At 59.3% G+C, this 12,943-nt stretch carries 11 protein-coding genes; all 11 read left to right on the top strand.

Annotation, left to right across the window (positions count from 1 at the left end; genetic code table 11):
- Positions 1–139: 139 nt before the first annotated feature.
- Positions 140–295 (top strand): 50S ribosomal protein L34, encoded by a 156-nt coding sequence (rpmH, locus tag HDF15_RS16610; RefSeq protein ID WP_014268047.1) that lies wholly within the window; start codon positions 140–142, stop codon positions 293–295.
- A gap of 368 nt (positions 296–663) precedes the next feature.
- Entirely contained in the window at positions 664–1,053 is a 390-nt protein-coding gene (rnpA, locus tag HDF15_RS16605) for a ribonuclease P protein component (protein WP_184257511.1), read from the top strand.
- On the top strand, positions 1,050–1,301 hold the full coding sequence (gene yidD, locus HDF15_RS16600) for a membrane protein insertion efficiency factor YidD (protein WP_184257509.1): 252 nt from the start codon (positions 1,050–1,052) through the stop codon (positions 1,299–1,301). Before rnpA ends, yidD begins: the two co-directional genes overlap by 4 nt.
- Before the next feature lie 283 nt (positions 1,302–1,584).
- Entirely contained in the window at positions 1,585–2,181 is a 597-nt protein-coding gene (ruvA, locus tag HDF15_RS16595) for a Holliday junction branch migration protein RuvA (RefSeq protein WP_184257507.1), read from the top strand.
- A gap of 87 nt (positions 2,182–2,268) precedes the next feature.
- Positions 2,269–3,333: a hypothetical protein gene (locus HDF15_RS16590; RefSeq protein WP_184257505.1), complete on the top strand. Its 1,065-nt coding sequence runs from the start codon at positions 2,269–2,271 to the stop codon at positions 3,331–3,333.
- Positions 3,334–3,410: 77 nt separating this feature from the next.
- On the top strand, positions 3,411–3,653 hold the full coding sequence (locus tag HDF15_RS16585) for a hypothetical protein (protein ID WP_260331138.1): 243 nt from the start codon (positions 3,411–3,413) through the stop codon (positions 3,651–3,653).
- 415 nt (positions 3,654–4,068) lie between these two features.
- On the top strand, positions 4,069–4,875 hold the full coding sequence (locus tag HDF15_RS16580; protein ID WP_311733129.1) for a type 1 glutamine amidotransferase: 807 nt from the start codon (positions 4,069–4,071) through the stop codon (positions 4,873–4,875).
- Between the two features lie 388 nt (positions 4,876–5,263).
- Positions 5,264–5,878 (top strand): 16S rRNA (guanine(527)-N(7))-methyltransferase RsmG, encoded by a 615-nt coding sequence (gene rsmG / locus HDF15_RS16575; protein ID WP_260331137.1) that lies wholly within the window; start codon positions 5,264–5,266, stop codon positions 5,876–5,878.
- Between the two features lie 1,091 nt (positions 5,879–6,969).
- The gene (locus HDF15_RS16570) at positions 6,970–7,869 is read left to right on the top strand and encodes a ParA family protein (RefSeq protein WP_184257499.1); all 900 of its coding nucleotides are present in this window, start codon (positions 6,970–6,972) and stop codon (positions 7,867–7,869) included.
- 9 nt (positions 7,870–7,878) lie between these two features.
- Positions 7,879–8,793, top strand: coding sequence for a ParB/RepB/Spo0J family partition protein (locus HDF15_RS16565; protein ID WP_184257497.1), 915 nt, complete (start codon positions 7,879–7,881; stop codon positions 8,791–8,793).
- Between the two features lie 594 nt (positions 8,794–9,387).
- Positions 9,388–12,924, top strand: coding sequence for a TonB-dependent receptor (locus tag HDF15_RS16560; protein ID WP_184257495.1), 3,537 nt, complete (start codon positions 9,388–9,390; stop codon positions 12,922–12,924).
- Positions 12,925–12,943: the final 19 nt, after the last annotated feature.

Genomic DNA, 12,943 nt, shown 5'->3' with positions numbered 1-12,943 from the left:
TATACTCAGAACTTGCTGCCGCACGTGGCTTTATCAAGCACGCAGGCTCGCGCAATCACCACACAAGCGCAGCCTCACGCAGCAGACATTCATCAGGATTCGCAGACCTCTCGATAGGTCACAGAATAGGATAACGACGATGCCCAAGCGCACCTTTCAACCCAACCGCCGCCGCCGCTCCAAGGTTCACGGCTTTCTCGTCCGCATGGCCACCAAGGCTGGACAGGCCGTTCTGAACCGCCGCCGCGCCAAGGGCCGTCACAAGATCGCCGTCTCTGCCGGCTTCCGCGACTAGTCTTTCTCTTACCCCACGTTGCACATTCGCGCGCTCATGGGAGTACTCCCTGAGCGCCTTTGTGCGTTTGGGCAAGAGTCTCTTGCGATAGCGCCTTATTCCTTTCGCCTTTGCTTTTCTGGTTGTCACTCCGACCCTCGAGCGAAGCGAAGGGGAGGAACCTGCTTCCCGAACTAGCGAGAACGCTACGTGTTGGCAAGATCGGAAGGGCATGGCTTCAGCCATGCCGATAGGGGCTACTTTATTAAGTCTTTCCCTCTCCTGTTGCGACGCGTAGCGTCGCAACAGGAGAGGGAAATGAAGAACTACTCCTACGGCACGGTTGAAACCGTGCCCTTCCGAGTCTCATCCGCATCTGGCCTCTCTCTATGACCCATCGCTTGCGCAAACACGCCGACTACCAGATCGTCTACAAGGCCGCGCGCAAGCAGTTCGGGAAGCAGATCGCCTACTTCCACGCGCCCAGGCCTGCCGAGCGGCGCAGCGACACCCCCGGCCCACGCATCGGCCTCACCGTGCCGAAGGCGCTCGGCAAAGCCGTCGACCGTAACCGCATCAAGCGGCGCCTGCGCGAGGCCGTGCGCCATGCACTGCCGCTGCTGACCGCACCGGTCGATGTGATCCTGCATCCGAAGCGCAGCGTCATCGATGCGGACTTCGCGGTTCTCGAACGCGAGGTCTCGGTGATCTTTCGCTCTGTGCAGGCTGCTGCCGAACGGGCCTCCGCAAAGAAGACCAGCGAGGCAAAGCCGCAGTGAGCGCCGGCGCCGGGCAGTCCTCCAGCCGCGAGCGTATCGCCGCGGTGCTGCTGGCGTTCTACAAGCGCATCCTCTCCCCGATGCTGCACACCTTCAGTGTGGGCCAATGCAAGTATCTGCCGACCTGCAGCGAGTACGCCTACGTTGCCGTGGTGCGCCACGGCTGGCTGCGCGGAAGCTGGCTGGCCCTGCGCAGGCTCGCACGCTGCCATCCCTTCAGCAAAGGCGGATTGGATCCCGTGCCGTAGGCATAGGAATGGCTGAGTCCTTATCGCTGTCGCTATCTATACTGTTGCTTGTTTTTCGTCTTCATCCTGAGCGGTACGCGAAGGACCCCCGCATTGGTGTTGCCACAGCCGTACGGGGCTGCCCAAACAAGCGATGTTGGCCAGCCAGCAACGTTCGCGCCAGTGGCATCGTGCAAAATGCGGGGGTCCTTCAGCTTCGCTTCAGGATGACGACGAGTGACAAACGATAAGCAACTCAAGATCTGTCCTGTTTGCTGCTTCCTGTTCTTAGTAGAATCGCCCTGTGATCGCCTATCTACGCGGACGTATTCTCAGCAAAGCCTCTAACGCCATTATCGTCGACTGCAACGGCGTGGGCTACGAGCTCGCTATCTCCATCACGACCTTCACGGAACTTGGTGCGGAGGGCGCGGAGGTGAAGCTGCATGTTCACACGCATGTTCGCGAAGATGCGCTTGCGCTCTTCGGATTCGCGGAGCTGACCGAGAAGCGGCTCTTCGAGAAGCTGCTGACGATCTCCGGAATTGGGCCTAAGTTAGCGATAACTGTACTGAGCGGCATCAGCGCCGAGCGGCTGGTCGGCGCGATTCGCGCGGGTGATCACGCCACGCTGACGAAGATCCCCGGCATCGGCAAGAAGACCGCCGAACGCGTGGTGCTGGAGTTGAAGGACAAGCTCGACGACATGGTTGGCTCTACGCCCGAGACCGGTGCCAGGTTCTCCCTGGGCACGGTTGCCGACGACGTGCTGAGCGCGCTGGTCAACCTCGGCTATGCGCGGCCCGTTGCGCAAAAGGCCGTGGAGACGGCGGCGAAAGATGCTGCCGTCGCAGGCGACTTTGAGCAGTTATTCCGCGCGGCAATGTCGGCCGTGCGATAGGGCAAAACATCGGTGACAAACCGATGACACCCTTCAGACATTTCCCGGACACACTGATACTGGCCGATTCTGTAGCTTGAAATCACGATGAGCTACCGAACGCACTTCAAACATTGCAGACTCTCGCGAAGCATCGCCATCACGCTGCTTTCGCTGGGCGCGCTCTGCCTCGCACCGGCCCTGACCGCCCAGGATATTCCTTTGATCTCCGGCGCAGTGGGCTTTCTAACCAGCACCACAGGTGGAAATACGAGTTATTTCCCGGCCGTCTCACCGGTGCTGGTGGCTCCGGTTGGCCAGCACCTGCTGTTCGAATCGCGCGCTTCCATCCTCGGGACCGTTGAGCCCCAGCCGGGCGCAGGATACGACGGGAGATTCCACGTCAATGTAACCTACGCGCAGGCGAACTATTTCCTGAACTCGCATGTGACCCTGGTTGGCGGCTACTCCCTTATTCCCTTCGGCACGTACAACGAGCGGCTTACCCCCATCTGGATCAGCGCCCTGCAGGACGCTCCCTTGATCTTTGGCATCGGCAACCCGGGCACCGGCGTAGGCACCGGCGGCCAGATCCGCGGCAACATCGTCTCGAACGAGAACTACTCGATCACCTATGCGACATACATCTCAGCCGGCAGCACGGACTTCCAGATCAACTCGTCCCGCGATGTGGGCGGACAGGTGAGTGTTTACCTGCCGAAACAGCGGCTTGAGATTGGAACCTCCTACGGCCGCCTGCTCGAGACCGACAAGATGAACGCCATCGGAACCCATGTCTGGTGGGAGCCCGCCAGGATTCCGCTGAAGGTCCGCTCCGAGTACGCCCATGGCCCACACTCGCAGGGCTATTGGGTGGAGACGGACTATCGCCTCTCGCAGTTCCATGGAGCGAACAGCTTCGTCGGCAGAATGGAACCGATCTTCCGCCTGCAGCAGACGTTCCGCAACAGCCCGGACCCCAACGACGAGCTGCCCGCCCAGAACACCCAGCGAGTGGACTTCGGCCTGGACTACCACCTGCCGCATGAGGTGCGCATCAATACCAGCTACGCGCGACAGTTCTCTTCCGCAAACTCGGGAGGCAATGTCAACATCTGGGAGACGGCCCTCATCTATCGCTTCCTCTTTCCCACCTGGAAAGGAAAAAAATAATGACGAACCTTTTGAGAAAAACAGTGAGGACTCTTTCAACAATCTCACTTAGCCTTTTACTGCTGGCTGCGGTACCCATGTCTTCCCAGACTGCCGACACCCCTCCCCCGGCGGCCCAGAAGCCTGCAAAGGCCAAGTCCGTACACACAACGCAGCCACGCGACGGCCAACAGGTCTTCGACGAGAACTGCGAACGCTGCCACAATGCGCCGCAGAGCTTCTCCCCGAGCATCTCCGGAACGGTAGTGAAACACATGCGCGTACGGGCTAACCTGAGCAAGGAAGACGAACAGGCGCTGATGCGCTTCTTCAATCCATAGGCACCGAGACTTCTATCGATTTGTCCCAGCCAGGGTATGCCGCTTTCCTTCGTGGAAAGCGGCATCTTTTTTGAAATTGTATTTTTATAAATGAAATTGTAGATAGATGGATTCGGAATCTCAAATTTTCGCTCGTTGAAGAATTGGTGTGAGCAACTCCATCAACACAAAATGGAGCGTAGAGGCTCAAACGGGTCACGGGTCTAAGCCCCGAAGGGGCGGCCTATCCCAGCCCAGGGTGGAGGCGGCTGGCGAGCGTTCTTTGCTCGCCGTGTCGCCGTAACCCTGGGTTACGTGCCCTAGAAAAGATAGAGCCCTGAAGGGGCGACCTATCGTGGCTGCACGATATACCGTCCCTTCAGGGCTTATCATGCCGTGCAAAAAGCCTTGGCCGGGAATGCCACCCTTTGGCAGATTGAATAGAAACAGGCAGAGACCTACCGTCTTCCACTACCATCGAATAAGAGCCATGAAACCGCGCATCGCCATCCCCGTCCCGACCAGCACCGATATCTCCTACAACCAGCGCTCCTGGCCGGCCTACGCCGATGCCGTAACACGGTCCGGTGGCGAGCCGGTACAGATCGACATCAGCTTGCCGGCCGCTCAGATCAAGCAGCTTGCAGCCACCTGCCAGGGCGTGGTGCTGCCCGGCAGCCCCGCCGACGTCGATCCGGTACGCTACGGCGCCGAGCGCGATCCAGCGACCTCCCCGGCCGACCCGGCGCGAGAGGCCACGGACACCCTGCTGCTCGAAGACGCCGCCGCCCACACCAAGCCGGTGCTCGGCATCTGCTTCGGCGTGCAGTCGCTGAACGTCTGGCGCGGCGGCTCGCTGGTGCAGGATCTCAGCCCTCTGCCGGTCAACCACTCCGCCGGGAAAAACGTGGCTGTCGCTCACGCGGCCCTGGTTGCCGGGAACAGCCTGCTGGGCTCGCTGCTCGAACCCTCTGAAGCACCCGAGGCGGATGGCTACCGGCGTCTCCCCATGAATACCAGCCATCACCAGTCGGTTTCCATCCCAGGCGAAGGCCTGCGGGTCGTCGCGCGCTGCCCGGATGACGGCGTCGTCGAAGCCGTGGAGAATGATCCTGCTTTCAGCTCCCAGTTTCTGATCGGCGTGCAGTGGCACCCGGAGCGCAGCTATGACATCAGCGCCGCCTCACGCGCTCTCTTTCAGCGGCTGGTCGTGGAAGCTGAAAAGAGCGTACCCAGTAAGTAAACAGCGGGGTTGCATCAGAATAGTTACCTTTTGTGTTTTCAATCTCACCCCCAGACGCGTCATCCTGAGCGTAGCGTCCCGGCTTTTAGGGACGCGGAGTCGAAGGACCCCGAAGGTGGCCATCTTGCCTATGCCTCATACCCCTTTTCTACCTCAAGCGCTTGAGTCTGGACGTTCGTGCTGGAGAAGGTCTCGACAACATAGGTGGGATCAAGTCTCTCGGGGTCCTTCGGTCCTGAGCGTAGTCGAATGGACGCACCTCGCAAAAGCGCGAGGCGCTACGCTCAGGATGACGTTTCTGGGGCGAATTGAACAAAGAGCGTAAGTGGCATGACATCAAATGCCAGGGGTGTCCTTCCTCTCTGCACTCCACTACACTCAAAAGCGCATGCCCACCCTTACCGAAGCCCGTATTGCCGACCTGCTTGCCCCCTATACAGAATCCCATTCAATGGAATCAGCTCTTTACGGAAGACTGAGCCAGTATCTGGACCTGCTTCTCCGTTGGAACGCCAAAACCAACCTCACGGCCATACGAGAGCCGGAAGAGATTGTCCGCCGCCACTTCGGGGAAAGCCTCTTTGCCGCACGGCATCTTGCCAGCCGTTTGGCTCCTCAGGCTACGCTGCTGGACTTCGGCTCCGGTGCGGGATTTCCGGGGCTTCCGATCCAACTCCTGCTACCGGGGTTACGGGTAACGCTGGCGGAGTCGCAGGGCAAGAAGGCCTCGTTTCTGCGTGAGGCGGTGCGGACGCTGGGGCTGGCTACGGAGGTCTGGTCCGCGCGGGTGGAATCCATGCCTACGGAACGCCGGTTCGACGCGGTAACGCTGCGGGCTGTCGATCATATGCAGGAGGCCCTGGCGGCAGCTAGACCGCGGGTAGTGCCAGGAGGTTGGTTGGTTACGCTCTCGGCGAGCCGCTCCTTAATAAAGGATACGGAGCAGATTGCTGTTCCCGGTTCCGGTGAGGGCTGGCTAACGATGGAACGCATCTCGGAGTAGAGGAATGTTCCACGTGGAACATTCGAGTTCTTCTTGGCGCAAATCCAAAGTGTTCCACGTGGAACATTCTTCGGTTGTTCTGTTGGCTTAGGCCCGCGCAGGGGAATTTGCGGCTAATCAGGCTAACGCAGGGGTGCAAACACTCTGCTGTGGCCCGAATCGGAAGGGCACGGTTTCAACCGTGCCGCAAAAAGCAGGGAGAAAAGTCTGTACGTCTCTGCCGAAGGCTGGAGTGAAGGCGCAGCCGGAACGACCTAAATTGCCTTCTTCCATGCGCGCGAGAGTGCATGGGGATAGCCCAAGTCCCCCGCAGGATGCCGCAAGGACCCGACAAGTCGAGAACAAGCATTCCCCTTCAATCGCACTGCAGAGATTCGTATCGCTTAGCACGCTCGCCTCTACTAAAGAAAGCAATTCAGTCGTTACGGCTGCGCCTGCACTCCGGCCTTCGGCAGAGCGGTACGAGCTTTAGCTCGGCCTTTTACGGAACAGCTTCAGCCGTGCTCTTAACGAAACATGGCTTTATGCCTCGCTCTATCTCAGGCGGATAAAGCGGCTATCTCCGATTCATCGTCACTACCCAGCACTTGCCCCTCAAGAGTAAGGCGGCTTCGAGCAAAATACGGGGGTCGGTGGGTTCAAGGTTGAAGTGCAACAAATATGTCGAATTGATTCATAGACATCGTCGCAGCCGTGCCGTGGGAAAGTGGGAAACGCTCCTTGTTTTCCAGCTTTTCCATGGCTCCTTCTACGTAAGTCGTTGCTGCTTTTGGTGTAGTTTGTTGCACTTCAACCTTGAATCCACCGTCTCTCCACTACGCATGACATAAAGCCGTCATTTTCCGGTCGAGATGACAAGATAGGGAACTCTACAGGAAAGGTTTGCCCATCGGGCAGAAAAGCAGATTCCCCGCGGGAATGACAAACAAGAAAGGCAAAAGCGCTGACTGCGGCAATGGCTGTAGCTGGGACGGCGGGCGACGGCTGCGATGGGGCTAAGCAATTGTTCCACGTGGAACAATCTGTCTACTTCATATGTTCCACGTGGAACATTCACCCCCTTCATCTGCTACGCTGAAACTCGTCCCATCATGCCGACAGAAACCGAAAACCCGAAAGAAGCGACCGAGAAGAAGCTCACCAAGGTCATCGCCATCGTCAATCAGAAGGGCGGAGTCGGCAAGACGACCACCGCTATTAACCTGGCTGCCTCGTTCGCTCTCGAAGGCGTTCGTACCCTGCTGATCGATTGCGACCCCCAGGCCAACACCACCGGCGGTCTCGGACTCCCGCGCGATGACGAGCGAGCCTCCATCTACGACGTTCTCGTCGGGGAGACCGAAGCCAAAGAGGCGATTCTTCCCACCGAACTCGAGAACCTGAGCCTCATTCCGGGCACCAAGAACATGATTGGGGCCAACCTGGAGCTCGTAGCCGCGGAACGCCGGGAGTTCCGGCTGCGCGATGCCCTGGAGCCGATTCGCAGCGACTATACCTTTATCCTGCTGGACTGCCCTCCGGCCCTCGATCTTCTTACCTTGAATGCCCTGGTCGCCTCTGACGGACTGCTCGTCCCCATGCAGGCGGAGTACTTTGCGCTTGAGGGCATCTCGGAGCTGATGTCCACGCTCGACCGGGTCGCCGATGCCTTCAACTCCGGGCTGGCGCTCGAAGGCGTCCTGCTGACCATGTTCGACGACCGCACCAACCTCTCCCAGCAGGTGCACAACAATCTCAAAGAGTTCTTCACCGATAAGCTCTACACCACGTTCATCCCGCGCAACATCCGCCTGGCCGAGGCGCCCAGCCATGGCAAGCCGGCAGTGACCTACGATCCGCGTTCGCGTGGGGCGGAGGCCTATCGGGAACTCGCTCTCGAAGTGCTCAAGCGGAACAACATCAAGCTCTCCAAGAAGCCGCGCCCAGCTCACAACTTCAGCACGCTCGAAAGCATCGGCGAATCCAAAGGCTATTGGCCGTTTAGAAAATAGGAATCAAGAATGTCAACAACCCACGACCCCAAGCGACGTGCTCTCGGCAAAGGCCTTGAATCTCTCCTCCCCTCACGGCCCGCAGCTACCCCTCCACCGGCCAAGGTAGAGGCCAGCCCTGCGACTCCGAGCGGCACACCGCTGGAGATCCCCGTCGAGCTGATCGATCGCAACCCCTTCCAGACCCGCACCCACTTCGACGAAGCCAAGCTCGTCGAGCTGGCAGGCTCCATCGCCTCCTCGGGCGTGGTGCAGCCGATCGTTGTGCGGCAGGGTAAGGATGGCCGCTACACCCTCATCATGGGCGAGCGCCGTCTGCTGGCCAGCAAGAAGGCGGGCAAGGCGACGATTCCGGCGATCGTGCGTGAGGTCTCAAATGTTCAGGCGATGGAGATGACCATCGTCGAGAACTTGCAGCGCGCCGACCTGAACCCGATGGAACAGGCTCGCGCCTACGAGCGTCTGAGCCGCGACTTCCAGATGACCCAGGAACAGATGGCGACGCGCACCGGCAAAGATCGCACATCAATCTCTAACTTCCTTCGTTTGTTGAGGTTACCGGAAGCTGTCCAGAAAAGTGTGGAGGCTGGCGAGCTTAGTTTCGGGCATGCCCGCGTGCTGCTGGCGCTGGATTCGCCCGAAGCCATTGCCGCAGCAGCCCAGAAGGTCCTGGCGCTGCATCTCTCGGTACGCATGACCGAGAACTACGTGCAGGGGTTGATGAATCCCGAGTCGAAGGTGAAGGCTGATAAGCCGGTAGTGGCCGTCGACCCCAATGTGAAGGAGGCCCAGGACCAACTGCGCCGGTCGTTGGGGTTGAAGGTCAGCATTGAAGATAAGAAGGGCCGTGGCCGGGTCATCATTGAATACAGTGGCGTGGAAGATTTCGACGCGATCCTGACAGCGCTGGGCGATCGGCGGTAAAGCAAATCTCCTGTAGGTGTATCGCGGAACCGTGACAGTTATGGACGTTTTCCTTAGAAAAACGGTACTGCACGCCCGATTCAACTTCCCAGCAACAGGAGATTTGCTCTAGTGTGGTGAGTCGTTCATTCGTTAAAGAATGATGGTCTGTTCCGCACAACGCGAAGCGCGTTCCCTGATGCTTCAGCATCAGGGAGACGGAGGGAGCCGTAGCCTTTAGGCTACGGAATTCAGGCTTAGCAAAGATGTGGCCTTTAGGCCCGGGCTTTCTTTCGGCTGCGAACAAAAGGCCCGGGGCTAAAGCCCGATTCTCGCTTAGCCCCTGATTCCGTAGCCTAAAGGCTACGGCTCCCTCCGTCCGTCCCGCGACGCTAAAGCGTCTCGGTTGGCGCTTCGCGCAGCGGGCGGGAAGCAGAGTCCCTGCGGCAATGACTCCGCAACGACGATAAAGACAACAGCAAAGACGCAGCAACAGCCTGAAGATAAACGATTTCTACACAGCATTCACATTGTCTTAAGCGTTCTGTAATAGAGGCGCCGGTATCGTCCCTCTATATGTCCAAGAAAATTCTGTCTTCAGCTTGCCGGATAGCATTGGCTTTTCTGTTTGCCTTTATCTGCGCTTCGGGCCACGCTCAATATGAAAACGGCAGCCTCGTCGGAACGATTCGCGACGCTACCGGCGCGCCCATTCCCGGCGCTGCCATCACCATTACGAATACGGCTACGGCCATCGCCACACAGACCAGGACCAATGGCGAGGGCGACTATGAGGCCCCATCGCTGCGTGTAGGCGTTTACACGGTGACAGCAACGGCTCCTGGGTTCTCCGATGCCGTGGCACAGAATGTTACGGTGTCGGTCGGCGGCCGTCAGCGTATCGACCTGGCATTGAAGGTAGGCTCGGCACAGACCTCCATCGAAGTCAGCGATGTAACGCTGCAGATTGAGACCGAGACCAGCGAACGCGGACAGACGATCACCAACTACCAGAGTGAGGCCTTTCCTCTGGTGAGCAGAAACTACTCCGACCTGCTGGGCCTGGTAGCCGGTTCACGTCAGGCTCCGACCGCCGCGACGACCAGCTCCATCAACAGCCTGGTGCGCGCGGGCGCCTACAACATCAACGGCCAGCGCAGCATGTTCAACAACTTCCTGCTGGACGGCATGGATAACAACGCCTACGGCGAGAGCAACCAGGGCTTCGACAACCAGATCATCGCGATCCCGCCTGACTCCGTCTCCCAGTTCCAGGTGGTGACCAATAACGAGAGCGCCGAGTTTGGCCGCTCCTCGGGTGCGACCATCAACGTGGCGTCGCAGAGCGGAACCAACAAATACCACGCGACGGTCTATGAGTTTCTCCGCAACACCGACCTGAATGCAGCCGGCTTCTTCAAGCCGACGGTCGTTGGCGGAACCGGCAACATCGTCCCCTTCCAGAAGCCGACCTTCAATCGCAATCAGTTCGGCATGAATTTTGGTGGTCCGATCCTTAAGGACCACCTCTTTTTCTTCCTCGACTACGAAGGTTTCCGCCAGGTCCTCAAGCCTCTCAGCGTGCTTACGCTGCCGACGCAGAATGAGTTGAACGGCGTGCTTTCGGTCGACGTGCAGAATCCCATCACCGGGCAGAGCTATGCCAAAGGCACGGCCATCCCGACCTCGGCGATCAACCCCATCTCGCAACAGGTGCTCGGATTCTTCAAGGAGCTCAACTCGGCTCTGCCGGTTGTAGGTGCTGCCGGAACCGGCGTTGCGACCAACGATTATGCCGTCCAGGTGCCCTTTACCGACAACTCGGACAAGGGCGACCTGCGGTTGGATTATCAGCAGAGCCCGGCCAGCTCGTGGTTCCTGCGTGTGAGCGATCGCAAGGAGACAGGCGTCAACTACCCGCCGATTCCGCTGCCCCTGGATGGTCAGAGCAACGGCACCATCCGGGTTCTGGATCAGCAGGTAGCCCTGGGCTATACGCATTCGTTCGGATCGAACAAGTTCCTCGATGCGCGTATCGGTCTCTCCCGCACCAAGGCCGGTAAGTTCACGCTTTCGATCGGCGACGACGCCATCACCATTCCCGGTCTGCCCTCGAACCCGATCGTAGCCGGCGGTCTGCCCTCCATCGGCATCGGCGGCGGCTTTACGTCCTTCGGCCGCCAGAGCACGAATCCCCAGTGGCAGAACCCCTCACTGCTCGACCCCAAGGTGAACTACACCTGGGTGAAGGGTCAGCACTCGCTGAAGTTCGGCTTCGAGTACGAGCACATCTGGATGGCGGTCAACGACAACAACCCGCTCTACGGCTCGTTCAGCTTTGCCACCGGCTATAGCGCCTGCCCGACCGTGACCCAGGGCGGGACCAAGGTTGCAGCCTCAGCGAACTGCCAGAGCATCGGCTCTGTCGTCGCGGACAACTACTGGGCTGACTTCCTGTTCGGCAACAGCAATAACTACTCGCTGGCTAACTACTACGTGACCCATCTGCGGCAGACCATGGACAGCGCCTATGTTCAGGATGACTGGAAAGCCACCCCTCAGTTGACGTTGAACCTCGGCCTGCGCTGGGAGTACGGCTCGCCCTACTCGGAGCAGCACAACAATATCTCCAACTTCGATCCCGTCTCGCAGACCGTCTTGACGATCACGCCCGGCGCTGTCGCGGGCAATGGCATCACGCCCTACTCCGGTAGCGGAGTCTACGGCAAGACCCTCATCAATCCTGACCTGACCGACTTCGCGCCGCGCGTGGGCTTTGCCTACGCGATCGATCCGAAGACGGCGATCCGTGGTGGATTCGGCATGAGCTATGTCCACTACACGCGCGCTGGTTCGGGCGACATCCTGGGGATCAATGCACCACAGGCGCAGTTCGCGTCCGTAACGCAGGTTGCCCCCACGGCCAAGAACCATTGCAATCCGCTGCCATCGCAGATCATCGCTGTTGGCGCTACAACTCCAAGCTGCTATGCGACGATCGATCAGGGTTTCCCCTCACAGCTCGTCAGCACCTTCAATCCGGCCACCGATAACATCACCTGGGTTCCGAAGAACACCAAAGACAGCTATGTCGAGAGCTACTTCCTGAGCGTGCAGCGCACGCTGGGCAAGAACACGCTGCTGGACGTCGCCTATGTCGGCAACCACGGACTGCGCCTTCAGGGCTTCCTCAATGGAAACCAGGAGAACCCGTCGCAGGGCTTCAAGCGTCCCTTCGCCAACTGGCCGAGCGATATCACCGAGGCCCTGAACGAGTTCATCTCGCACTATGATTCGCTGCAGGTGAAGTATGAGCAGCGCTTCGTGGCGGGGCTCACGCTATTGAACTCCTTTACCTGGTCGCATTCTCTGGACAACGCCAGCGCCTCGCTCGAAGCCAACACGCCTTCCCCGCAGGACGGCAACAACATCGGTGCTGACTACTCGCAGTCGGACTACAACCTGCCGGTCGCCAACGTCACCAGCCTGGTGTACGAACTCCCCGTCGGTCACGGCCACCGGTTCCTGGGCAATAGCAATGCCATCACCGATACGGTACTGGGCGGATGGGAGATCAGCGGGATCAATACCATGCAGGCGGGTACGCCGTTCAACATCACGTACTCTCCCAATGGCGCTCAGGCGGTCTCGCCTCAGATCTCGGCAACCTACCGTGGAGCCAATGAGTATCGCCCGGACCGCGTTCCCGGCCAGCCGATTACCCTGGGTACCGGAAACAGGGCCTCCGGCACGGGTTATATCAACTACATCAACCTGAAAGCCTTCGTCCTGCCCCCAATCAAGGATGGCGCAGGAAACCTGCTGAGCCCCTTCGGCAATCTGGGCCGCAATCCCGGACGCACGCCGGCCTTCTACCAGACCGATCTCGCACTGAACAAGAAGTTCAACACACCTGTCGAGAGCCTGAAGGTAGAGTTCCGTACCGAGTTCTATAACATCCTTAACCACACCAACCCCTACCTCCCCGGCGGAATCAGCGGCACGCAGGGAACCACGACTGGTGTCTATGGCGTCGGCGGAACCGTACCGCTGGCCAACATCGCTGGTGGCGCTCCCAACGCCAACACCGGCCAGATCAACAGCACCTTTGAGCCTCGCGTCATTCAGTTCGGCGTGAAGATTCTCTACTAGCCAGACCGACTCGCAGCAA

This window comes from Granulicella mallensis, from assembly GCF_014203225.1.
Classification (GTDB): Bacteria; Acidobacteriota; Terriglobia; order Terriglobales; family Acidobacteriaceae; genus Granulicella; species Granulicella mallensis_A.
Note: the sequence above shows the minus strand (reverse complement) of the source record. Positions and strands in the feature narration are given on the sequence as shown.

Bases quoted from the DNA above. Each gene is read 5' to 3' on its own strand.
- rpmH (WP_014268047.1), top strand. From the start codon at position 140: ATGCCCAAGCGCACCTTTCAACCCAACCGCCGCCGCCGCTCCAAGGTT.
- rnpA (WP_184257511.1), top strand. From the start codon at position 664: ATGACCCATCGCTTGCGCAAACACGCCGACTACCAGATCGTCTACAAG.
- HDF15_RS16590 (WP_184257505.1), top strand. From the start codon at position 2,269: ATGAGCTACCGAACGCACTTCAAACATTGCAGACTCTCGCGAAGCATC.
- HDF15_RS16585 (WP_260331138.1), top strand. From the start codon at position 3,411: ATGTCTTCCCAGACTGCCGACACCCCTCCCCCGGCGGCCCAGAAGCCT.
- rsmG (WP_260331137.1), top strand. From the start codon at position 5,264: ATGCCCACCCTTACCGAAGCCCGTATTGCCGACCTGCTTGCCCCCTAT.
- HDF15_RS16570 (WP_184257499.1), top strand. From the start codon at position 6,970: ATGCCGACAGAAACCGAAAACCCGAAAGAAGCGACCGAGAAGAAGCTC.
- HDF15_RS16565 (WP_184257497.1), top strand. From the start codon at position 7,879: ATGTCAACAACCCACGACCCCAAGCGACGTGCTCTCGGCAAAGGCCTT.